The 22,410-nt window shown below is 69.1% G+C and carries 15 protein-coding genes; 9 read left to right on the top strand and 6 right to left on the bottom strand.

Going from position 1 to position 22,410, the window contains the following annotated elements:
- Positions 1–215 precede the first annotated feature (215 nt).
- Together AB0M99_RS33510 and AB0M99_RS33505 are read right to left on the bottom strand one after the other, a co-directional pair.
- Positions 216–821 (bottom strand): SMI1/KNR4 family protein, encoded by a 606-nt coding sequence (locus AB0M99_RS33510; protein WP_365927248.1) that lies wholly within the window; start codon positions 819–821, stop codon positions 216–218.
- A gap of 5 nt (positions 822–826) precedes the next feature.
- Complete coding sequence (locus tag AB0M99_RS33505) at positions 827–10,798, bottom strand: LamG-like jellyroll fold domain-containing protein (RefSeq protein ID WP_365927246.1); 9,972 nt, start codon at positions 10,796–10,798, stop codon at positions 827–829.
- 968 nt (positions 10,799–11,766) lie between these two features.
- On the opposite strand from AB0M99_RS33505, the gene lepB reads away from it, so the two are divergent.
- The gene (lepB, locus tag AB0M99_RS33500) at positions 11,767–12,471 is read left to right on the top strand and encodes a signal peptidase I (protein ID WP_365927244.1); all 705 of its coding nucleotides are present in this window, start codon (positions 11,767–11,769) and stop codon (positions 12,469–12,471) included.
- Positions 12,472–12,699: 228 nt separating this feature from the next.
- Here the strand turns inward: lepB and AB0M99_RS33495 are convergent, their stop codons facing one another.
- The gene (locus tag AB0M99_RS33495) at positions 12,700–13,008 is read right to left on the bottom strand and encodes a hypothetical protein (RefSeq protein ID WP_365927242.1); all 309 of its coding nucleotides are present in this window, start codon (positions 13,006–13,008) and stop codon (positions 12,700–12,702) included.
- Positions 13,009–13,088: 80 nt separating this feature from the next.
- On the opposite strand from AB0M99_RS33495, the gene AB0M99_RS33490 reads away from it, so the two are divergent.
- Positions 13,089–13,430 (top strand): hypothetical protein, encoded by a 342-nt coding sequence (locus AB0M99_RS33490; RefSeq protein ID WP_365927240.1) that lies wholly within the window; start codon positions 13,089–13,091, stop codon positions 13,428–13,430.
- Between the two features lie 2 nt (positions 13,431–13,432).
- On the opposite strand, the gene AB0M99_RS33485 is transcribed toward AB0M99_RS33490, so the two are convergent.
- Complete coding sequence (locus tag AB0M99_RS33485) at positions 13,433–13,741, bottom strand: DUF397 domain-containing protein (protein ID WP_365927238.1); 309 nt, start codon at positions 13,739–13,741, stop codon at positions 13,433–13,435.
- On the bottom strand, positions 13,738–14,562 hold the full coding sequence (locus tag AB0M99_RS33480) for a helix-turn-helix transcriptional regulator (protein ID WP_365927236.1): 825 nt from the start codon (positions 14,560–14,562) through the stop codon (positions 13,738–13,740). The genes AB0M99_RS33485 and AB0M99_RS33480 overlap by 4 nt, the downstream gene beginning before the upstream one ends.
- Positions 14,563–14,614: 52 nt before the next feature.
- Here AB0M99_RS33480 and AB0M99_RS33475 point away from each other — a divergent pair, with 52 nt between their 5' ends.
- From AB0M99_RS33475 to AB0M99_RS33455, 5 genes are all read left to right on the top strand, one after another.
- On the top strand, positions 14,615–15,109 hold the full coding sequence (locus AB0M99_RS33475) for an ATP-binding protein (protein ID WP_365927234.1): 495 nt from the start codon (positions 14,615–14,617) through the stop codon (positions 15,107–15,109).
- 206 nt (positions 15,110–15,315) lie between these two features.
- On the top strand, positions 15,316–16,317 hold the full coding sequence (hemB, locus tag AB0M99_RS33470) for a porphobilinogen synthase (RefSeq protein WP_365927232.1): 1,002 nt from the start codon (positions 15,316–15,318) through the stop codon (positions 16,315–16,317).
- A gap of 99 nt (positions 16,318–16,416) precedes the next feature.
- Positions 16,417–17,010, top strand: coding sequence for a TetR/AcrR family transcriptional regulator (locus AB0M99_RS33465; RefSeq protein ID WP_365927230.1), 594 nt, complete (start codon positions 16,417–16,419; stop codon positions 17,008–17,010).
- Between the two features lie 244 nt (positions 17,011–17,254).
- Entirely contained in the window at positions 17,255–17,527 is a 273-nt protein-coding gene (locus tag AB0M99_RS33460; protein ID WP_365927228.1) for a DUF1876 domain-containing protein, read from the top strand.
- Positions 17,528–17,632: 105 nt separating this feature from the next.
- Positions 17,633–18,067 carry an ATP-binding protein gene (locus AB0M99_RS33455; protein WP_365927226.1) on the top strand — a complete coding sequence of 145 codons (435 nt, stop codon included), beginning with the start codon at positions 17,633–17,635 and terminating at the stop codon, positions 18,065–18,067.
- A gap of 1 nt (position 18,068) precedes the next feature.
- On the opposite strand, the gene AB0M99_RS33450 is transcribed toward AB0M99_RS33455, so the two are convergent.
- Positions 18,069–19,490 carry a hypothetical protein gene (locus AB0M99_RS33450; RefSeq protein ID WP_365927224.1) on the bottom strand — a complete coding sequence of 474 codons (1,422 nt, stop codon included), beginning with the start codon at positions 19,488–19,490 and terminating at the stop codon, positions 18,069–18,071.
- A 170-nt stretch (positions 19,491–19,660) separates the two neighbouring features.
- Here AB0M99_RS33450 and AB0M99_RS33445 point away from each other — a divergent pair, with 170 nt between their 5' ends.
- The gene (locus AB0M99_RS33445) at positions 19,661–20,002 is read left to right on the top strand and encodes a hypothetical protein (protein WP_365927222.1); all 342 of its coding nucleotides are present in this window, start codon (positions 19,661–19,663) and stop codon (positions 20,000–20,002) included.
- Positions 20,002–22,410 (top strand): tetratricopeptide repeat protein, encoded by a 2,409-nt coding sequence (locus AB0M99_RS33440; RefSeq protein WP_365927220.1) that lies wholly within the window; start codon positions 20,002–20,004, stop codon positions 22,408–22,410. The genes AB0M99_RS33445 and AB0M99_RS33440 overlap by 1 nt, the downstream gene beginning before the upstream one ends.

Below are 22,410 nucleotides of genomic sequence, written 5' to 3'. Positions count from 1 at the left end.
GAGCTTCGTTGCGTCCGGCGTGTCCAAACTGAAGGTCCGCCACACGGCTGTGACCTGCCGCTTCTCCTCACAGCCAAGACTATGAATCAGCCCTGGTAGTAGGTGGCCTTGCCGCGGCCGTCGGCTCCACACCTTCGGTGATCAGAAGCCGGGCCTCATCACGGCTGATTGACTTCCCATCTTCTATGGTCTTGCCGTGCAGTCGGAAAAGCCGCTCACATACCTCGAGCAGGACCGCGCCATTGCACCACGGCGTCATCGGGCGACATAGGTAGCGATTCCAATTGAACTGGCCCGGGGTAGAAATATGACGAGTTTGGCCCAGACATATCCTCTCCAATCAGATATCTATACAGCCATTCCGAGAAACTCATGGCGTATGTGAAGAATTCGCCATCGCCGTCATCCACCACGACTAGTGGACTAAGATCTCTTGGGTGCCGCGCCAGGAAGACTACCTGGCCGCTATCTGCAGACGCGACGGGAGTCAGTCCTCGCGCGGTACCAAATTCCATCTCGCTCAATTCGAGCACTGTCCGCGGATCTCCATCAATGTCACCGTCCCAGGAAACGGCAGACCAGGCCTGACAGGTGTCGCGGATGTACTCTCCAAGGTTCCATCGGGGTGTAGCGCCTGGATGCTGCAGATAGATGTGCTGATTCAGCTTTATCGGACTGTAGGCGTCCACCAGCGCCTTAAAGTCCCCGGGGAGCCCGAACCCCAACTCGCCCTCAATCTGCCGCCATGCCTCCGGGTCACTGTGCGAGTTACGCACATCCCCCAGCAGGGACATCACCCTTACCAGATACGCATCATTCATCGAACTTACCTCCCTGGGCAGGTCGCGCTGCCTGTCGTGGTGCCGCCCGTCGGGGATTGGCGAAGTACGCAGTGCTTCATCACGCCCCCCAGGGTTCCGTAATTATACTCGACGATAGTCGGAATTCCGGAATTGACATTCTCGTAGCGGGGGACTATTGAAACCAGCATCCGGTTTCCGGATTTAACCCCCTCTCTAATTTCCTTTTCGACACCCCTGCTCAGGTACGGATTGTTGAATTTTTCGTATTCGGCAACCAGGTTGCGGAGATCGATTCCGGAACCCATCAGGGCGGCGGGTATTAGGTGACCATTCGCTGCTGTATGTCCCTGCCCTTTGTCGATCTCAAGCATGCCTGGAGGTCTTGTCGAGCCGTTAGTATTGGTTCCTGGAGCCTTGCGTCCCGGATTGAAGTCGCTCATATCGAGTAGCCCATACACGCCAGTCGCCCGACATTGATAACTGTTTTCAAATTTGTCAAAGTAGCGTTCGCGTGGAAGATACACGGCGTGCCCGGTTGCGCTGACTCCCGGCCCGATGTCACATTTTTCGTCGTCACGATCGCGACCATTGTTCTTTCCCCCCGCATTATTCTGCGGAATCGGCAGGAGTTCCTGGGTCGGATCTGCCTGAGATCCGTTCCCATTCTGTAGTTGATTGAGAAGGTTCAAGGCTCCGATGACCATGTCGAAGCCGTTCTTCGGGTCCCAGTTTCCTTTGCCCGGGTCCCAGTTGATCCACCGCTTCAGTGCTTCGGCTGCCTTGTTGGGGTTCTGCGGGGGCTTGATGCCACCGCCACCGGGACCAGGGCCGCCACCGGGACCAGGGCCGGGACCAGGGCCGGGACCAGGACCGTCACCGGGACCAGGACCGTCACCAGGACCGGGACCGCGGGGCAGGCGTTGCGTCTTCTCGCCCCATTCGTTGTAGGTGGGGCGGATGGGGGTTACGCGCACCTGGGTGCCCGTGTACCAGTTGTAGGCGTAGAGGACGCCTTCGAATGTGAAGTAGGCCAGGCTTACCTTGATACTGCCGTTGATCAGGGCACCCGCCCCGGCTCCGCTGATCGAACCAATTCCTGCCCCAGCCCCAGCCCCAGCAGCGGCGCCGAAGCCGGAGCCGCTGCCACCGCCCATCTCGTTCTTGTGGCCCGTGGGGTCGATGCGGTTGAGGGGTGAGCCGGTGGTGTAGGTGTAGCGGTTGGCGTTGAGGGCGCTGGTGGTGGGGTCGAGTTGCCAGGTGTCTCGGCTGGTGAAGCTGCCGATGCTGGGCTGGTACCAGCGGGCGGCCATGTTGATTTCGCCGCTGGTGGTGTCGGTCCAGCCGGATTGGTAGCCGAGGTTGGGGTTGGTGCCGTCGGTTGCGGTGGTTTTGCCGAAGGGGTCGTAGGCGCGGGAGGCGGCGAGGGTGGTGCCGTCGGGGGCCAGGCTGGCGACGAGGTCGGTGTGCTGGTCGGTGACGGCGAGGCGGGCGCTGCCGGTCTGGGTGGTGGTCGCGGTGGCCTGGAGGGTGCCGGCGGGGGTGCGGGTGTAGGTGGTGGTGGCGTCGGTGACGAGGTTGTTGGAGCCGCCGTCGTAGGTGAATCCGGCGCCGTTGTGGGTCATGACGCGGTCGAGGCTGTCGTAGGTGAAGGTGCTGGCGCCGTTGGTGATGGTGCGTTCGAAGGCGTCGGACTGGATTTGGCGGGTGGCGTTGGCGTCTGCGGTTTCGGTGATGGTCTTCTCGGTGCCGCGGGCGCTGTAGGCGTAGGTTTCGGTGCCCCAGGTTTCCAGTCGGTTGCGTGAGTCGTAGGTGCCGGTGGTGTTGCCGCGTTTGGTGAGGTTGCCGGCGTCGTCCCATTCGTACGGGGTGTTGGTGGTGCCGTCGTTCCAGGAGGCCATGCGGCCCGCCTGGTCGTAGGTGTAGGTGTTCGCGGCCGCGCCGGTGGTGCCGGTGGTGGTCTTCTTCACCAGTTGGTCGGCGAGGTCGTAGTCGTAGGTCTGGCCCTGGACTTCACCGCCGGCGGTGCGGGTGACGGCGTCCTTGGTGAGGCGGCCGAGGCTGTCGTAGGTGTAGTCGCGCTTCGAGGCGATCTGGTACTGGGTGCCGTTTTTGCGGGCGTACTGCTCCAGGCTGAGTCGGCCGGCCGCGTCGTAGTCGGTCCGGGTTTCGGTCCCGGTGAGAGGGTCCGTGGTGGTGTCGAGCCGTGCGGTGCTGTCGTAGGTGAAGGTCGTGGTGCCCGCGGCGTCCTTGCGGGAGGTCATGAGGCTGTCGGCGTCGTAGCCGTATTCGGAGCGTCCGCCGGGTCCGTCGGAGGTCAGGAGCTGGCCGCGGTCGTTGTAGGTGTAGCTGTTCTCCGAGAGGGCTCCCGCGCCGCCCGCCTTGGTCATACGGCCGACGAGGTCGTAGCCGAGGGTGCGGGGGCGGGTGGCAACGGCGGTGCCGGAGCCGGTTTCGCCGGTGAGGCGGCCGAGGCCGTCGTAGGTGCGCTGACGCTTGACGTTGCCGGGTAGGAGTTCGCTGACGGCCTTGCCGGCCGCGTCGTAGGCGGTGGTCCAGGTGCGGACGTCTTCGGTCCAGTGCTGGCTGGTGGCGGGTTCGATGGTGGATTCGGGCAGGCCCCACACGTTGAACGTGTAGTAGGTGGACTTGCCGCGGCCGTCGGTGAGGCGCGTGCGGTTGCCTGCCGCGTCGTATCCGAACGTGGTCGTGATCGACTTGTTGGCGTTGACGGGCTGGACCTGCTGGGTCATCCGGCCCAGTGCGTCGAAGGTGTAGGTGGAGCGGGCTCCGTTGGCGTTGACCGCTGCCGTCAGGTTTCCGTCCGCGTCGTACTCCGAGGAGAGTGTGCGCAGTGGCGTGGTGCCGGTGCCGTAGTCGGTGACGGTGGTGGGCTTGCCCATCGCGTCGTACGCCGTCGTGGTCTTGCGGGCGGTGGGGTCCTTGGTTTCGACCGTGCGCCCGAGGCCGTCGTAGACGGAGGTGGTGATGGCGCCCGCGGGGTCGGTGACCTTGACGGGTTCGCCTGCCGGGTTGTGCTGGGCGGTGGTGGTGCGGCCGGCGGGTGTTCTGGAAGCGGTCTGGTTGCCGGCGTCGTCCCAGGTGTAGCGGCTGGTCAGGTTCTGCAGGGTGGGCTTGCGTTCGACGGTGGTCGCGGTGAGCTTGCGGCCGAGCTCGTCGTAGGTGGCTTCCGTACGGGCGCCGGTCGGATCGGTGGCGGACAGCTGCAGGCCGGTCGGCGTCCAGGTGAAGGCGGTGATGCCGCCGCCGCTGAGAGCCTGCGTCGTCGTGGCCAGGCTTTGGGCGCCAGGGCTCTGCAGGCTGCCGTCGGCCGGGTCGGCCGCGGGGTCGGTCTTGCGGCTCAGACGGCCGAGCTGGTCGTACTCGAAGAAGGTCGCACGTCCGAGCGGGTCCGTCGTGGATGCCTGGCGGCCGAGCTTGTCGTAGGCCGTGCGGGCGGTCGCGGTGATCTTCGCTCCGCCCGGCGGGGTGTAGTCGGGAAGGGTCACGGCGACGGGTCGGCCGAGGACGTCGGTCTCGGTGCGGGTGACGGCTCCGCGCGGGTCCCGGGTCTCGGTGGCTTCACCGAAGGTGTTGTAGCCGGTCGCGGTCTTGGGAGTGACGGCGGTCGCCGCTGCGCCCTTCTCCTCGGCCTGGACCTGCGGGGAGGTCACCTCGATGACGCGGCCGAGGGTGTCGTAGCGGCTGGTGGTGGTGTTGCCCTTGGGGCTGACTGCGGTGAGGGGGAGTCCGCGCTGGTCGTACGTCGCGGTGGTGGTGCGGGTGGTGGCGCCGTCGGTGACGGTCGCCTTCAGCTGGTTGCCCGCCACGTCGTATTCGGTCGTGGTGGTGAGCTTCTTGCCGGCGGCGTCGATGGACTGCGACTGCTCGGTGACGCGGTTGTCGTTGTCGTACGTGAAGGATGTGCTGCGGTTCAGTCCGGCCGGGTCGAGGACGGTGCTCTTGATGCGCCCAGTGGCGTCGACGGTGTGGACGGCTGTGGTGCGGCCGCCTCCGGTGGTCTGGTGGGTGAGGTTTCCTGCGCCGTCGTAGGCGTTGGCCTCCTGGACGATGTCGTGCTTGCTGCCGTCGGCCTGGGTGACGTTCTTGGCTGTCGTCGTGGCTTTCAGGCCATCGTCGAAGTAGGTGAACGCGGTGGTGGCGCCCATGGCGTCGGTCGTCGTGGCCAGGCGGCCGGCGGGGTCGTAGGCGTAGGAGGCCGTGACCAGGTCGCGGGTCTGCCCGGAGGGGTCGCCGGTCCAGTTCTTCAGGACCGATTCACCGAGCTGGCCTCGCGGGGTGTAGCTGTGGGTGGTGACGTTGCCCTCGGGGTCCGTCTCCCGGTTGATGCGGCCGAGAGCGTCGTGCCCGAAGGTGGATTCGTTGCCGGCCGCGTCGGTGCGGCTGTCGTTGAGACCTTGCGCGTTGTAGTGGTAGGCGGTGGTCCGCTTCGGATCACCGCCGGTGGCGTCCTCCACGGACTCGGTCAGCAGGTGGCTGTCCTCGTCGAACGTTCGCGCGATGCGTGCGGTGTGGGTGATGCCGGTGATCTCGTTCTTGACCCCGGGGCCGGTCTCGGAGGTGATCCGGGACAGGGCGTCGTAGGTGTAGCCGGTGGTCACCCCGTCCGGAGTGGTCGTGGTGACCTGTGTCTGGGCGAGGGTGCGGCCGATGCCGTCGTAGGTGTACTTGGTGACCAGGCCGGAGGGGGCGGTGGACTGGGCGACGTCACCGCTCGCCTTGTAGCTGTAGGTGACGGTGGCGCCGCCCGCGGTCTTCTGAGTGGCGACCAGGCCGGCGGGGGTGGTGCCGCCGCCGACGGCAGGTTCGGTGCCCTTGGTGTAGGTGGTGGTGGAGGTGCGGCCGTCTGCCAGGACGGTGGTTTCGGGCCGGCCGAGGGCGGTGTAGCTGGTGGTCGTCTTGTAGCGGTTGTCGGCGATGCCCGTGGAGCGTGCGTCCCGGGCCGTGGTCTGTCTGCCGTTCCTGGGGTCCAGGAGATCGGCTGCGTTGTAGTAGTACTCGGCGAACGAGGTCCAGCACGAATCGGCGTCGCGGCAGGTCGTGGTCGAGACGGTGTTGCCGCGCTCGTCGTGGCCGGTGATCGTGGCGTGCCCGTTGGGGTCGGTGACCGTGTGCAGGAAGCCGCCGGTGTCGTAGGCGTACGTCGTGACGGCGCCGTCGGCTGCGGTGGCTGCCGTGCGGCGCTGGCCGCGTACCGCGTCGTAGGTGCTGCTGGTCTTCGCGCCGGCGGGGTCGGTGACGGTGACGGTCGAGGCCAGGGTGGAGCTTCCGGCGATCGTGCGGGCCTGGTAGTGACCGGCGATCTGCTGGGCGGTCAGGGGCCGCTGGTAGACGGCGACCTCGTCGATCTGGCCGGTGAAGTAGCTGACCGCGCCGGGGCTGGCGGGCCAGCCGTAGGCGAAGCCGGCGCCGATGTAGGTGTACTTGTTGGCCTGGTGGGAGATGGGCACGTTGGTCGCCTGGGCGACCTGGGTGCCGTCCAGGTACAGGGTCTGGGTTCCGCCTGCCGCGGTGATCACGGCATGGTGCCACTCGTTGTCGGTCACCGTGTTCGGCGACATGTTGGTGGCGTGGGTGTTCGGCGTGAAGTACTGGCCGTGGAGCTTGCCGTCGGTACCGACGTACAGGACGGGTGTGAAGGTGCTTATGCCCGGGTCGGGCATGGGCCGTTCCTGGTCACTGAACAGGACACCCGGCTGGGTGGTCTTGAACCAGAGCTCGACCGACAGGTCGGTGCTGGGGACGCGGGCGCCGGGAAGTTCGGCGTGTCCGTCTCCGTTGAACGCGACCGCGCTGCCGTCACTGATCCCGAAGGTGCCGGTGGTGCCCAGGGTGGCCTTGGTGTAGGTGCCGTTGCCGCCGGTGACCGCGACCTTGTTGACCACCCGGGTACCGGAGGTCTCGTCCAGGGGCCAGTAGCCGGTGGGGGCGTCGGCCATGACGTTGCCCCGGTACTGGGAGCCCGTTCCGGCGATGAGGCTGTTGCGGGCCTTGTAGTGCTCGGCCACGGTCTGGGCGGTCAGTTCCTTGCCGTAGAAGGCGGCCTCGTCGAGCTGCCCGCCGAAGTAACGGGTCCCCGGGGCCTGGCCGTCCCACAGCTCGCTGGAGTATCCGGCGCCCAGGTAGGCGCGGGCGAGGGTCTGCGGCTTGACCACACCCGGCTGGAAGCCCTGCTTGGCTCCATCGAGGTACATGGTCTGGCCGCTGGCATTGCCCGTGACGACGACGTGGTGCCACTTGTTGTCGGTCACCTTGGAGACGCTGACGTTCGGGTTGCCCAGAGCGTTGTCCCACAGCTCACCGCGCAGCTTGCCGTCGGCGTCGATCAGCAGGCTCGGATTCCACATCGTGGGAGTGGTGCCCAGGTCGGTGTCCTGCAGGCCGAGGAGGACCGAGCCGGGCTTGTCGGTGCGGAACCACATCTCGACCGAGATCGCCGGTGAGGCGCTGAGCGGCTCGGCCGGGACCTGGACGGCTCCCTTGGCGCCGTCCAGGGTGATGGAGCCGTCATCGCCGTCGAGGAACGCTCCGACCGAGCCGAGGGTGACTCCGTCCCGGTAGGAGGCGTTGCCCCCGTCGGCTATCTGGTCGGCCGCGGCCGCGCCGCTGGTCTCGCCGAGCCGCCAGTAGTTGGCCGGGCTCGAAGCCCTGACGGCATCGGCGTACGCGCGGGAGCCCGCGGAGTAGGAGGGGGCGGAGATCTGCCAGGTGCCGCCGGCCTGGTCGGTGACCTGGGTGGCGCGCTCGGTGTCGCTGTCGTAGGCGACCTGCGCGGCGGTCCGCCCGGACGGCAGAGTGGACTTGGTGAGCTTCACCGTGCCGGTACGGGCCTGGTAGTGGGCACGCGCGCTTCCGGCGTCCAGGGCCCGGTGGTAGACGGCGACGTCGTCCATGGCGCCCTGGAAGTAGCGCGTGCCGGTCACAGGGTTGCCGTCCCAGGCGGAGCTGGAGAAACCGGCACCGAGGTAGGTGAACGACTTGACGGCGTGGTCAACCGGTGCGCTGCGAGTCCCGATGGCCTGGCCATCGAGGTAGAGGGTCTGATCGGTGCCGGTGCTGGAGAGCAGGGCGTGGTGCCAGACGTTGTCGTTGACCGCGCCGGTCGAGGACAGCGGAGGCTGCCAGGATTCGACTTCGAAGCCCCCACGGAGCTTGCCGGCAGCATCGACGGCCAGGACCGGGTTGTAGTTCGAGGGCGATCCGGCGTTCAGGCGTTCACTCTGGAAGCTGACCAGGACACCGGGCTTGGCGGTCTTGAACCACAGCTCGATGGTCAGCGCCCGCGAGGACGAGAACGAAGCTTCCGGGAGCTCGACATAGGACTTGACGCCGTCGAAGGTGGCGGCCTTGTTGCCGGTCCCGGCCAGTGCACCAGCCGCGCCGAGGGCGACGTCGCGGTAGCGGCCGCTGCTCATGCCCGTGCGGGAGACGGCCTGGCTCGCCGCCTCGGAGCCTTCGGTCTCATCCAGGCGCCAGTAGGAGACGGGGCTCGCGTCCAGGACCATGCTGCGGAATTGGGAGCCGTCGGTGTACTCGTACACCGAGCAGGCCGTCGTGGAAGTGGGCGGGCACACCTTGGCCAGACGGATGCCGTTGTAGGCGTACGTCCAGGTGAGCGCGGGGGTGCCCGGACCGATCGCGTCCGTGGACACGGAGGTGACCTGGCTACCGGTCCAGGTGAAGGTCAGCGACCGCTGGGAAAGCGCATCGGTGGCCTTGGCCAGCTTGCCACCCGTGTAGGTGAGCAGCTGCTCGCGGCCATGGCCGTCCTTGATGTTGGTGAGCAGACCGGCGGCATCGAAGGTGTACAGCGCCGCGCTGGCGTCGCGCAGGGTCCAGCCTCCCCCGGCGACGGTCTTGAGCAGGCCCATCGAACCAGAGGGGGCGCTGTAGCTGCCGTCGCTGTTACGGCCGAAACGGACCTGGCTGCCGTTGGCGAGGGTGACGACGATGTTGCCATCCGCCTCCGCTACCGCCCGCATGTCCCAGCGGGTAGCCCAGCCAGCGCCGAACGCATTGCCCTGGCGCGGGTCCTGGGAGTTGTACGTACGGGTGACCGCGAGTTCAGGGCCGACCACGGGTACGGAGGCATCGGTCGCACCGGTCACGTAGTTGCCCGCGCGTTCACCGAAGCTGCGGCCGCTGTCGGCACCTCCCAAGTGGGAAGTGATGACCGGCTGTGGAACCTGCGTTGTCAGCCTTGAGGCCTGGGTACGGTTCGATGCGGCGTTGCCGTCGTTGGCCGTCACGTACCAGGCGTACGACTTGGACCAGGTCAGCCAGCCGGCAGGCACGACCCAGCTGCGGGCATTACCCGGATCGGACTGTCGGCAATTCTTGCGAAGCTCGCTGCCTTCGACCTCACACACCTCGAATTGGTACTTCAGCGCCCCGCCGGGGAAGTAGTCCTTGTCCACGGCGGCGGCCCACAGCGTGGGCGTGAGGCTGTCGCTGACGGTGCCGCTCGCCGGGGCCAGCCCGGTGATCTGCGGCGGCATGTTGACCGCCTCGAAGCGGACGGCCGCGCCCGGGACACCAGCCGACTGGAAGGTGCTGGACCCCAAGTCGTCCATCGTCCACACCAGCGTGTACGTCCCCGGCGCCAGTGGGGCGACCTTCGCGTCCACGGTGACAGTCCCACCCGGCGGGACGTCCTGCGGCATGTCCGTCCAGCGGACCTTCTCCGCTCCCTCGATCGGATTGTTCGCCCCGTCATACAGCAGGTAGCGCAGCTTGTAGCTGCTGTTCTTGCCCCACGTGTCCTGGCCCCGGTTTGTCACGGTCACCTTGAAGGTGCCCTCGGAGACAGCGGTCATGGGCGTCACGAACCCGCCGAGCTGGTAGTCGGCGCCGTACTTCGTCCACGTCACATTCAGGCTGGGCTTCCCAGCACCGCCGTTCTTCTCGTTGCTGTCTGAGTGGAACTGCTTCCAGCTGAAGGAGTCCGAGGTCGACGCCTTGACGGCCAGGCCGTAGTTCGCCCTGCGCCCGTGCGTCCAGTCATCAACGAGCTGGCGACCGGAGTCACCCAGCGGGATGGCCTCCCACTCCGGAGCACAAACCCAGTTGGTGGCCCCCTTGGGCTGCCAGCCGTGCGCGAAGGACTTCGACCCGAGTGCCGGACCGGTCGCAGGCCCGGGCAGCGTCCGGGTCGAGCCTTCCGACCAGTCGGAGGTGATCTCGTGCACCGTGACGGGCGCGGCGTTGCACGAGTAGGACCACGAGTTGTAGAGGTTCAGGTCCGCCGCGATGACGTACGCGTTGTTCAGGTCGCCCTGGACGCCATCGAAGCGGAGGAACGAGGCAGCCTTGTGGACACCGTCGTCGTAGGTGCCGACCTTGATCACGTCGCTGCTCGCGTTGTTCGCGTTGTACGGGGACTCGACGTAGGTACCGGAGTTCGCCCGCACCCCCGTGCCCTTGACCGGAGGATCCACCTTGACTGGGAAGACACGTTCAGGGGCAGCCAGCCACTGGGCGTCCAGGGATACCACCAGAACCTGACGGCCGGCTTCCTCCACGATGGCGTAGGTCACGCCCGATGAGATCGCGCCCTCGTTAGAACGCTCACCAATATTCGAGTCCTCCATCCAGCCAGCCGGCATCCAGCCGTGCTGGATGCCGTCCGGGTCGAGGAAGACCACGTTCCCGTGACCGTCGATCTTCGCAGTGAGGCCTGCGAGCGTGAGGGGGAATCGCCACTGGGTCGGCGCGTTCTTGTCCTTCAGGACCAGCGTCTCCTTGATGGAACCGGAGCTGGCGACAAGTTCGACGTCCGCGGACGGCCGCACGTCCGGGTAGGTGATAGTGCTTCCCGCGACCCGGCCCTGGGAAGTCGCCGCGCCCTCGATCCCGTACCCGACGGAGTACTTGCTTTCCACACCCAGACGCACCAGAGGATTGCCGTCGGCGTACTCGGAGAAGAACACCGGGTCCTCAACGGAGCGCGGCTCCCAGCCGGAACTGGACGCACTCATTGCCCAGGCACCCTTGGGGCGTATCAGAGAAGTGTCAATCTCTTTCCAACTGCCCTCATGGGAAAGGAAATTGACCTGCTCATTGAAGTACTTCGTGGTGTAGGAGCCGTCCGGATTGAGAAACGTACGCGCCCGCTGCTCACGCTTCTCGAGCACCTCGACACTGCGCTTGCCGTCGAACCCGAGCGGCAGGCGCGCCTTGGGACCGTCCACTGGCTTCACCTGCGGAGCCGGCACCAGGGCTTCATCGCCCAGGTCGACCGAGGTCACACCCGCAGCGGGTTTCAGCTCCCCCGGAGCCGCCTGCGCGCCCCGGTTACCACCGTCCACATCGGCGCCGGTGGCATCACCGGGCGCGTCGTGCCCACGCCCGCGCGCCGAACCCCAGGTTTGCTCCGGGCGCTCTCCAGCACCGGGAACAGCCTTGGCGACTGCCCAGCGATTCACCGCGAGCGCGGCCTGCTCCGTACCGGCCAGAACGGCCATGACGAAAGCAACGACAATGACAAACGGACGCGCGACGCGCACGGAGCTCCCCCACCAGAACGATCAAGTGAGGATCAGTCTTAAGGCAACACGCGACCAACACGCAAGGTCCAATTCCAGTTACCAGCTTCCCGCCAGGAGAAATTGCGCACGGAAAATGGCATTAAGTCGGCACGGAAAGTACAGCCCTTCGCTGAAAACGATCACCGCTGTGATCGAGGTCGCACTGAAACGGCTGGCCCCTCAGGGCGTCACCGGCAGGCACTCGCGCCTCTCTGCTTATCCGGAAACCCAAAGCGGATGCACGCCCACAGCAGGCCGGTGGCGCTGACGACACAATGTTCAGGGCCATTCCCTTTTCGCGCACAGGCACCTTCCTCGCAGCGCGCCAGGCCTCGCGCCCATCTACAGGCAGCCCCCCTCACCCTCTGCTGGAGGTTCCTCGTACTGTGCTCTCGCACAGGTCACTGGGAGAGGTTTACATGGGGACGCAAGACGAGCTGTCGAGACCGTGGTGGTGGGCGAGCACAGCGGCGAAGGCGATGATCGTCATGGGAGTGCTCGCGTTCGTGGCCGGCGCCCTGATCCAGTACTTCGGCTACGGGCACTCGTTCGTCTACGTGGCAGACGGCCACAACATGAAGCGCCAATACCGCGGGGGCGACCTCATTGCCGCCGAACCCATCGAGGGAAGGGACGTACGGCATGGCGACATCATCGTGGTCCCCGACCCCGAGAAAGACCCCGACCGAGCATACGCAGCACGCGTGATCGCGCTGGGCGGAGACACGCTCAGCTACCGGCAGGGCGCGGCCCAACTGACGATCAACGGAGCACCTCTCGATGAGCCGTACCTACCCAAAGGTGCGCCTGCCGGCGGCACTTCAGACGACTTCGCCGTGACCGTGCCGAACGGCAAGTTCATCGCGATGGACGACACGCGCGACACAGGTTTCGCCGAAGGCCTCACAGCCTCCGACGGCTCGGGGGCCTGGGCACTCTCACTGATCGAGTCCCGCGTCGTCGCCTCAAGCTCCGACCCGTCAGTGCTGTTGGCAATCGGCGAATTCGGAGCGAGAGGCTCAGGACCCTATCTCACCCCCATCGGCGCAGTCCTGCTCGTCATCATCCGGATCAAGCTCTCACGCGTACGGGCAAAGGCCGTCTACCCGTGGAGCACGCCATAGTCCCCGCCTCGACCTGATCTGGGTCGTTCGACCGCCCGCTACGAACGTCAGCACCGTGCGAACGGACCGAGTTCCTGGCTCTCTCGATAGAGCTGTGCAGCGTTTCTGGCACCTTCGTTCCAGCGCCGGTGCAGGTAGCCGATGTCCGGGTCGCCGGTGATGACGAGAGGGTAGGGGCTGCCGATGTCGATGACGGCGGCCTCAGCCGCTGGTGCAGATCGCTCAGCTTCACGCGGCTGTGGACCTCTTGGCGGGGAGCTCTGGGAAGGCTTCCTCCCAGACCTGCCGTACGTGTCGGCTGACCAGGGTGCGCAGAGCGGGCCACTGCACCAGGAGAAGGTTGCGGTTCAGCAGCGCCGCAAGGCCTTCGGCCAGCACGGTGCGGTGCAGGCCCATGCGAAGGCGGGGTCGGTCCAGGTCGTAGGCACGCAGCCCGGACCAGGCCACGTGCAACGGCAACTCGACGACGCCGTGCTCCGGACCGGCCAGTTCGTCCAGCGAGGCGGGCAGCCGACTCGCGTACCGGGTGTGAAGCACCTCGGCGACTGCGGCTACCCAGACGGGATCTGAGTAGCGGAGCGGATCCCCCGGGCCGGGTGGGCCGGTTGACTGTTCCCATGACCGACCTCGACCGGGACCGCCGGGCCCACATCGCCCCGCTGGCCTCCACCGTGCTGACGCTCCCGCTGGCGTTCCTGACGCTGCTCTACGCGGGGCTCTCGCCGATGGCGTGCGACTCCTGCGGCGAGCAGGCCGCCGACGCCTTCGACGCGAGCTTCAAGATGGCCTGGCCGGTGTTCTGGGCGGGGCTGGCGGTCGTGCTGGGGCTGCTGGTGTGGTGCTGGGCCCTGCCGTGGCGCATGGCCAACGCCCCCCGCCGCGTGGGGATCGCGATCGCCGCGCCGGCGGTGGTGCTGCTGAACGCGGTGGTGTTCGGGACGCTCCTGGAACTGCCGTAGCGCTAGGCGCTGACCCAGGTGGTGAGGTCGGCCCAGGCCGCGGGGGCGAGGGTGAGCGCGGGCCCGGCGGTGACCTTGGAGTCGCGGACGTGGACGGCTTCGGCGCAGGCGCAGGTGGCGACCTCGACGCACTGGCCGCCCTCGTCGCTGCTGTGGGAGGACTTGTGCCAGGCGGCGGCCGCCACTTCGATGCAGGCGCCGCCTTCGCTGCCGCTGTAGGAGGACTTGCGCCAGGTGATGGCTGCTTCCAGGCAGGCGCCGCCCTCGTCGTTGCTGTAGCTGGACTTGAACCACTTCAGTGGGGTGCTCATGACTCTCCTAGGAGCTGGTCCAACAGGTCCTTCGTCTCCGCGAAGTTGAGGGCCTGTGACCGCAGCATCGCATACTTCTGAGCGAGGATGCTGACCTCGTTCGGGTCGCGTACGAGGAAGCTGCCCCGGTGGGTTTCCGAGTAGGCGAGGTGCTGGAATTCGGGGGTCTCGAGCAGGATGAAGGGGCCTGCGAGACCCGCGTGGGCGGTGATGCCGAGGGGCAGAACCTGGAGCGAGACGGTCGGGCGGTCGGCGCAGGCGCGCAGGTGGCGCAGCTGTTCGTAGTAGACCTGGTCGCCGCCGATCCTGTCGCGCAGGGCGGGCTCCCAGACGATGAAGCTGAGCGTCGGGGGGACGGGGCGGGTGAGGATCTGCTGCCGCTGGATGCGGTGGGCGGTCTGGCGTTCTATCTTCTCCTCGCCTACGAAGGGGATGCGGCAGCCGAGGACCGCGCGGGCGTAGTTCTCGGTCTGGAGCAGCCCCGGCACGGTGAGCGTGTCGTACCAGGAGAGGGAGAGGGCCTCGGCCTCGCGCTCCATGTACTCCTCCGCCCAGGCCGGGACCATGTCGACCTCCGGCATCCTGTTCGCCGCCACGGCCAGCAGACCGGGCAGGCCGAGGGCGCGGTCCATCTTCTCCGCGACGTTCGGCATCAGGACCCGCCTGCCCTGCTCGATCGAGGCGATGGTCTCGACGTCCATGTGCAGCGCTTCGGCGAAGGCGCGCTGGGTCAGTCCTTTGGCGACGCGGGCGGCGGCGACCAGGGCGCCGACCATCTTCATCGCGGTTTCGTTGGGCCGTGGCCTCTTGCGTGGTGGCATGCTTGTGAACTCCCCCTGTGGGCAGGCGAGATACCCGTCATGACCCGTACTCATGAAGGAGTACGGGTCGCCGGTCTCCTCCACGCTAGTCACGCAGCGCGACGATCGCTCCGTGAACGTGGAAATCCAACCGGCGATGCTGCGCGAGAGGGTCTACCCCCGCAGTCGCCAAACCGTCGCCTCTGCCAGGGAGTTCGCCAGCGCGACACTTCACGCGTGGGGTGTCACATGCCGCCGGGACGACGTGTCGCTCTGCGTGAGCGAGCTCGCGACCAACGCCCTGCTGCACGGGGTGCCGCCCGGCCGCGGGTACCGGGTGCGGCTGCTGCGCTTCGAGGAGCTCGTCCGGGTCGAGGTGCACGACAGCGGGCGCGGGTGGCCGCGGGTGGCCGCGCGGGATCCGGCGGCCGAGGGCGGGCGGGGGCTGCAACTGGTGGCGGCGGTCGCGGACCGGTGGGGGGTCGGGCTGCGGGTGCCGGGGAAGGTGGTGTGGTGCGAGTTCGGGGTCGGTGCGTCCGGCGCGGAACGGCCCCCCGGCAGCGCCTAAGCGGTCTCGGGGAAGTGGGGTGCGTTCCCGCGTCGTCCGGTGCGTGCGATCGGCGTGCCGGGCGAAGGCCCCCGTACTGGACGTACTCGGGTCTTTGCCCGGTGCGGCGAGCGTGGGTGCCGGGCGGCGCGGGGGCGTGCCCCGCTTCCCCGAGCCCGCTTAGGCTGGGTGGCGACTGCTGTCGATGCTCGAAGAGGCGACTGAAGATGAGCGCGTACGGATCCTTCCCCGGCTCGCGGCCCCGGCGGCTGCGCACCACCCCGGCGATGCGGCGGATGGTCGCGGAGTACCGGCTGCACCCCTCGGACCTGATCCTCCCGGCGTTCGTCCGCGAGGGCATCAGCGAGCCGCTCCCCATCTCGGCCATGCCGGGCGTGGTCCAGCACACCCGGGACACGCTGCGGAAGGCCGCCGTGGAGGCGGTCGAGGCGGGGGTCTCGGGGATCATGCTGTTCGGCGTCCCGGCCGACGAGAACAAGGACGCGCTGGGCACGGCGGGCACCGAGCCGGACGGGATCCTCCAGGTCGCGATCCGCGACGTGAAGGCGGAGGTCGGCGACGACCTGGTCATCATGTCCGACCTGTGCCTGGACGAGTACACCGACCACGGCCACTGCGGGGTGCTGGACGAGCACGGCCGCGTGGACAACGACGCGACGCTGGAGCGCTACGCCGAGATGGCGCAGGTCCAGGCCGACGCGGGCGTCCACGTGGTCGGCCCGAGCGGGATGATGGACGGCCAGGTCGGCGTCATCCGTGACGCGCTCGACGAGACCGGGCACGAGGACGTCGCGATCCTCGCCTACACGGCGAAGTACTCCTCCGCCTTCTACGGTCCCTTCCGCGAGGCCGTCGGCTCCTCGCTCCAGGGCGACCGCAAGACGTACCAGCAGGACCCGGCGAACGCCCGGGAGTCCCTGCGGGAGCTGGCCCTCGACCTGGAGGAGGGTGCCGACATGGTGATGGTCAAGCCGGCAGGTCCCTACCTCGACATCCTCCACCGGGTCGCGCAGGCCGTGGACGTGCCGGTGGCCGCGTACCAGATCAGCGGCGAGTACGCGATGATCGAGGCGGCCGCGGAGAAGGGCTGGATCGAGCGCGACCGGGCCGTCATGGAGGCCCTGCTCGGCATCAAGCGGGCGGGTGCCGACACGATCCTGACGTACTGGGCGACCGAGGTCGCCGGCTGGCTGCGCGCCGAGCGCTGACCGCGGAGCGGAGGGGGAGGGTCCGGGCGCGGCAGAGCGCTCGGGCCCTCTCCTGTTTTCTCGTACGGGGGATTACCCGGGCTCGCTTACCCTGACGCCATGGTGAAGCAGCAGCGTGGCGAGGCCACCGTCGAGCAGCTCCTGACCGCCGCGCTGCGGGTGTACGCCGAGTCGGGCCAGCACGGTTTCACCGTCAACGCCGTCACGGCCGCCAGCGGGGTCAGCCTCGGCAGCCTGTACCACCATTTCGGCAGCTTCGACGGGCTGGCGGCCGCCCTGTACATCCGCTGCATGGGCCGGCTCTTCGACGGGATGATGGCCGCGCTGGAGCGGTCCCGTACCGCCCGGACGGGTGTACGGGCCCTGGTGCAGGCCTACTTGGACTTCACTCGGGAGAACCGGGACGCCGCGGTGTTCCTGCACGCCTCCGCCTACTCCGGGTACCTGGCCGTGCACGAGGCGGAGATCCGGGCGGCCAAGGAGGAGAAGCTGGCCCCCATGGCGGTGTGGATGTGGACCCGCATGGAGAAGGGCGAGATCAGGCCGCTGCCGGGGTCGGTGGTGGAGGTCCTGGTGATCGGGCCGCCGTGCGAGGCGGCGCGGCGCTGGCTGTCGAATACGTACGATCTCGACCTCGACGAGGTCGCCAAGGTGCTGCCGGACGCGGTCTGGAGATCGCTGAGACCGGAGTGATTTCCCGCCGGTTCTAAAAAATCATTCTAGAAAATCTTCCACAATCGGCGCGGTGCGCGCCAGACTTGGCGGCGCGGGCGGCACCCCTCCGGGTCCCACAGGGGAGGACCCGGAGAGGGGCTCGGTGAGGGGCTCGGTGAGGGGCTCGGTGAGGGGCTCGGTGAGTGCCCCGGGCCCTGGGGTGCGGGGCGGGCGCGGGGGGAGCACCCTGGAGGCAGGGCGATCCCCCTGGAGGTGATGCACCATGCCTACGCTCGTCGGGTGGCATGTGGAGCTCGAATTCACCGAGGAAGGCCACCGCACCAGTGCGGCATGCATGGTCAGGCTCGCTGACGGCTCCGAGATCAGGGCGCACGGCTACGCCATGCGTCACCCGTCCGACCCGGACCAGCTCCAGGTCGGCGAAGAGATCGCAGGCGCGCGTGCGCTGATGGATCTCGCGTCCCAGCTGTTGCAGAAGGCCCACACCGAGATCGACGCGGCGACGGGCCGCCACTCCTACCCGCTGACCCACTGAGCGGGTCCCGCCGGGCGGCGGGGCCGTCCCTGCGGACCCGCCACCCGTGCGCGTGAAATACCCCGGGGCCGACCCGTACTCCTTGGTGAGTACGGGTTGACGCTGATGAACATCGTGATCACTCTGCGCCACCATGGGTCGGTGAATCTGCATAATCAGCCGGCCCTGCTGCGGGATCAGTTCTACCTGCGGTCGCGCCAAACCGTGAGATCAGCGCGCCAGTTCACACGTGACACCCTGCACGCGTGGGGGGTGGTGGCCCGGCGGGACGACATGTTGCTCTGCGTGAGCGAGATGGCCACCAACGCCCTGCTGCACGGCGTCCCGCCCGGACGGGGGTACCTCTTGCGGTTGATCACCTTCGACGCGACGGTACGGATCGAGGTCCACGACAGCGGCCCCGGCAGCCCGCGCGGCGACGGGCGGTTCGACGGCGAGTGCACCACCGGCCGGGGCCTCATGCTCGTGGCGGCCGTCGCCGACGAGTGGGGCGTGCTCGCACGCCACCCGGGCAAGGTCGTCTGGTGCGAGTTCCGCTGACTCAGGCGGTCGTACGGCGGCGGTGGCGGCCGGTGCCGGCCACGAGTGCGGCGCCCATGGCCAGGGCCACGCCGGCACCGCCGACGGCCCAGGTGGTCGCGGGGCCGGAGCCGGTGGCGGCGAGCTCGCCGCCGGTGCCGGTGCCGGTGCCGGTGCTCGCGCCCGTGCCGGTGCCGGTGCCCGTGCCGGTGCTGATCGGTGTGGTGCTGGTGCCGCCGTTCGGCTCGGGCTGGTTGCCGGTGCTCCCTGTGTCCCCGGTGGCGGGGTCTGCGGCGACGAGCCGGGTCAGGTGCTTCGCAGACTGGCTGACCGTGTAGGAGTAGTTCGGGCCGTCGAACGGGCCGATTCCGTGCGCGAAGAACACCACGTCTCCGGGCTTGGTGCCTGCGCTGAAACGGACGCGCAGCTTCACATCGGAAACCTGCCCCGCCGTGAAGGGGACGTTGCCGAATTCGAGGTGGAGCTTGCTGGACTCGGCGTAGCCCTCCAGGGGCTCCCAGCCGTTCTTGCCGTAGATCTCCGCCTGGAGCTGCGAGGTGTACAGCCCGGCACCGTCGAGGCGGGCGAGGACGACGGAGACGGCGTAGTTCGCCTGCGCCGGCTTGCCCGAGTTGTCCATGTGCAGGTTGAGGTCCTGCCAGTCCCCGCCCACCTTGAACCCGTCCGAGGGCACCCCAGTGAGAGTGAAAGCCGGCCCGTCGATGACCGTCGGCGTGTTGTTGTCGTCGGCGGCGCCCGCGATCTTGGCGTCGTACCCCTTGGTCGGGGACCAGGCGTTTCCGCCGTCAGCGCGGCGGCTGACCCCGCTGCTCACCATGTCGAACGCGATGACAGGCGCGCCCGCGGCGAAGCTGATCCGTAGCTGTACGGTTCGCGTCTCGCCGCGCGCGATGGTCGAGGGCATCCCGATCGTGAACTGGTCCATGACGCCGATCTCGCCGGCGTTCGCCAACTCGGCGGGCTTCCAGGACCTGTCGGCGTCGAGGTACTCGATCTTGTAGTGCTCGGGCGCCAGCTTGTCGCCGCTCTGGCCGAGGGCGACGCGGGGCGTGAAACGGGTGACCTCGGTGTGCCCCGAGTTGTCGATCGTCAGCGTCAGCGGGGTCCAGCCGGCGCCTGGCTTGAAGCCGTCCCTCGGGATGCCCGCCAGCGTGACCTCAGGGCCCAGGAGTCGCGTGTCCGGCGCGGCGTCCCGGGCTTCAGCGGTCTTCTCGGCCGCCGGGGCCGGGGCGGCCGGGGCCGTCTCGGGCGCGGGAGCGGTCACCGGGGCGGTCTCGGCGGCGGGGGTCGCGTCGGCCTTCGGTGCGGTGTCCGGTACGGACGCCGACGGCTGCTGCTCGTTCGCCATCGCGGGCGTGGTCATCAGGACCGTCGGGCCGACAACTGCTGCGGCGGCCACGGCGGCTATGCGCTTGAACTGCATGTTTGGGTTCCCTCCCCTTTTGAACATGCTCACATTAGGCGAGGTCGAGCGAATTTCTGTGCGCAAACAGATCACGGATTCACTAAGATCCGCGGCGCTGTTTTGCTACGTTTGACCGTTCGCAAGCTCGGTCTGGGGGGCCAATGTCGCGTCCGTTGCGGTGGGTTGTGGTGTTCGGGGGCACGGCCGTCGTGTTCCTGCTGGGGTTCCGGCTGGGGGTGTGGGACCCGTTCGGCTGGCTGCCGGAGAAGGACTCGGACAAGGTCGCGGCGGCCGCCGGGTTCGGCGGGGCCATGGCCGCCGCGTTCGGGCTGGCCGGTGGCTGGTGGGCCGCCTCGGCACCGGTGGCACCCGCGGCCCCGGGCCCGCGGGGGACCGTACGGCAGTACGCCGAGGCCTCCGGGACCTCCGAGGTCACGCAGTCGGGCGGCGGCGCGGCCGACGTCGAGCAGCGGGCCCGGGCCGAGGACGCGGCCCGGGTGCGGCAGACCGGCGGGCAGGACACCCCGTAATGGCCTTCCGGAAACCGAAGCCGGCGCCGGAGCCGGAGCCGGGCTCGGGGTCGGAGCCGGCGCAGTGGGCCCGGGCCGAGGGGAGTGCCCGGATCACCCAGGTCGCCGGGGACTACGTCCGGTACGAGCCCGGCGCCGGCCCGCTGCCCCCGACGCTGCTGGGGCTGCCCGAGGCGCCCGAGGTGCTGTTCGGGCGCGGAGCGGCGGTCGAGGAACTGCTGACGCTGCTCGGCGACGCCGACGGCGGGGCGCCGGTGGTCGTGGTGGCCGGGCTCGCGGGCGTCGGCAAGACCGCGCTGGCGGCCACGATCGCCCACCGGGCCGCGGAACTGGGCTGGTTCGGGGACCGGGTCCTCTCCCTCCCGCTGCGCGGCTACGCCCCCGACGGCGGCCTCACCGGCGCCCGGGCGGTACAGGAGATGCTCCGGCTCCTCGGCGTCCGCGACGCGGACCAGCCGCCGTCGCCGGAGGGCCGCCTCGCGCTGTACCGGGCGCGGCTCGCGGCGTACGCGCGGGCCGGGCAGCGGGTGCTGGTCGTCGCGGACGACGCCGGGTCGGTCGAGCAGGTGCGCGACCTCGTACCGGCCGGGGACGGGCACCGGCTGCTGGTCACCTCGCGCGACTGGCTCGTGTTCCCGGGCTTCGCGGCGCAGCGGGTCGGCCTGGACGTGCTGGCGGCCGGGCCCGCGGCGCAGCTCCTCGCGGGCGCGCTGCGGAGCGCCTGGCGGGGCGATCCGCGGCCGGAGCGGGAGCCGGCCGCGCTGGCGGGCATCGCCGAGCACTGCGGGCGGCTGCCGCTGGCGCTGACGGTGGCGGGAGCCCTGCTGGCGGGCGACCCGGGGCTGCCGGCCGCCGAGCTGGCCGGGCAACTGGCCGAGACCCGGACCCGGCTGGCGACGCTGACCTTCGAGGACGGTGACGTACCGCTGGGGGTGCGGGCCGCCTTCGACCTCTCGTACGCGCGGCTGCCCGAGGAGCAGGCCCGGATCTTCCGGCTGCTGACGGTGAACCCGGGGCCGGACTGCTCCACCGCCCACGCCGCGCTGCTCACCGGCGAGGCCGTGGGCCTGCGGCGCAAGCTCGCGGCGCTGGTCCGGGCCAGCCTGCTGGCCGAGCAGCCGCTCGGGTCGGGGCGCTGGCGGATGCACGACCTGGTGCGGCTGTACGCGGCGGAGCGGGGCGAGGAGTACGCCGAGCACGACGGGCGGGAGGGGGTGATCGACGCCTTCCTCGCCGGGCTGGTGCACGACACCCGCGCCTCGGCGGAGGTCCTCGGCCTGGACGGCCGGCGGGCCACGGGTCCGGGGCTGCCCTCGCTGGAGGCGGCGGTGCGCGGGCTCGACAGCGAGCGGGCCACGCTGACCGCCGCCGTCGGCTTCGCCGTCGAGCGCGGCCGTCCGGCCGCGGCGCTGGAGCTGGCCGGGCTGCTGGGCCCGTACCTCCACCTCTACCGGCACACGCAGGACAGCATCGCCGTGGCGCGGCAGGTGCTGGCCGTGGCCCGGGAGGGCGGGAGCAGGGAGGCCGTCGGTGCGGCCCTGTACGACCTCGGGCTCGTCCTCGTCGACGGGTACGAGGTGGCGGAGGCCGCCGAGCGGCTGGACGAGGCCCTCGGGATCTTCCGCGCGGGCTCCCACCGCAGGGGCGAGGGCAAGGCGCTGAACCTCCTGGGCACCCTGCACGGGATGGCGCACTCCTTCGAGGAGGCGAGGGTGGCCTTCGAGGGGGCGCTGGAGATCTTCCGGGAGCTGCGGATCCCGCACGCCGAGGGCACGGCGCTGGCGGGATTCGCCAACGTGCTGGAGCGGCTGGGGCGGCAGGACGAGGCCATCGACGCCTACCGGAGGTCGGTCGCCCTGGTGGCGTCGGTGGGGGACCGGCACCGCGCCGCGTTCGGCCTGGACCACCTGGCGGACGCGCTGCGGACCGCCGGACGGCACGAGGAGTCCCTGGCCGTACGGGAGCAGGCGCTGGCCGCGGTCCGGGAGCTGGGCAACCGGAGCATGGAGGCCTGGGTGCTCAACGGGATCTCGGTGTCGCTGCTGGACGAGGGGCGGGCGGACGAGGCGCTCGCACGGCTGGAGGTGGCCCTCGCCCTCTTCGCGGAGGCCGGCGACCGGCACGGCGAGGGCTCGACCCTGTCCAACCTCGGCCGGCTCCACCGCGAGGCGGGCCGCCCGGCCGAGGCGCTGGCGGCGCACGAGCGGGCCTGCGCCCTGCTGGCCGGTACGGGCGACCGCCACAACGAGTCCGTGGCGGTACGGGACCTGGCGATCACGCTGGCGGCGCTGGACCGCCCGGCCGAGGCGGCGGAGGCCTTCGACCGGGCGGCGGACCTCTTCGCCGCGGCCGGCGACACGGAAGCGGAGGCGCTGTGCCGCGCGGTGGGCGGGGGGCCGGGGGCGTAG

It is taken from the genome of Streptomyces sp. NPDC051183, assembly GCF_040682455.1.
In the GTDB taxonomy this organism is placed as follows: Bacteria; Actinomycetota; Actinomycetes; order Streptomycetales; family Streptomycetaceae; genus Streptomyces.
This window is presented reverse-complemented; position numbering and strand designations above follow the sequence as displayed.

Excerpts from the sequence above, each read along its gene's own strand:
- AB0M99_RS33460 (WP_365927228.1), top strand. The coding sequence starts at position 17,255 with ATGCCTACGCTCGTCGGGTGGCATGTGGAGCTCGAATTCACCGAGGAA.
- AB0M99_RS33485 (WP_365927238.1), bottom strand. The coding sequence starts at position 13,741 with ATGAGCACCCCACTGAAGTGGTTCAAGTCCAGCTACAGCAACGACGAG.
- AB0M99_RS33440 (WP_365927220.1), top strand. The coding sequence starts at position 20,002 with ATGGCCTTCCGGAAACCGAAGCCGGCGCCGGAGCCGGAGCCGGGCTCG.
- AB0M99_RS33455 (WP_365927226.1), top strand. The coding sequence starts at position 17,633 with ATGAACATCGTGATCACTCTGCGCCACCATGGGTCGGTGAATCTGCAT.
- AB0M99_RS33480 (WP_365927236.1), bottom strand. The coding sequence starts at position 14,562 with ATGCCACCACGCAAGAGGCCACGGCCCAACGAAACCGCGATGAAGATG.
- AB0M99_RS33465 (WP_365927230.1), top strand. The coding sequence starts at position 16,417 with ATGGTGAAGCAGCAGCGTGGCGAGGCCACCGTCGAGCAGCTCCTGACC.
- AB0M99_RS33475 (WP_365927234.1), top strand. The coding sequence starts at position 14,615 with ATGAAGGAGTACGGGTCGCCGGTCTCCTCCACGCTAGTCACGCAGCGC.
- AB0M99_RS33510 (WP_365927248.1), bottom strand. The coding sequence starts at position 821 with ATGAATGATGCGTATCTGGTAAGGGTGATGTCCCTGCTGGGGGATGTG.
- AB0M99_RS33505 (WP_365927246.1), bottom strand. The coding sequence starts at position 10,798 with ATGAGTGCGTCCAGTTCCGGCTGGGAGCCGCGCTCCGTTGAGGACCCG.
- lepB (WP_365927244.1), top strand. The coding sequence starts at position 11,767 with ATGGGGACGCAAGACGAGCTGTCGAGACCGTGGTGGTGGGCGAGCACA.
- AB0M99_RS33450 (WP_365927224.1), bottom strand. The coding sequence starts at position 19,490 with ATGCAGTTCAAGCGCATAGCCGCCGTGGCCGCCGCAGCAGTTGTCGGC.
- AB0M99_RS33490 (WP_365927240.1), top strand. The coding sequence starts at position 13,089 with ATGACCGACCTCGACCGGGACCGCCGGGCCCACATCGCCCCGCTGGCC.
- hemB (WP_365927232.1), top strand. The coding sequence starts at position 15,316 with ATGAGCGCGTACGGATCCTTCCCCGGCTCGCGGCCCCGGCGGCTGCGC.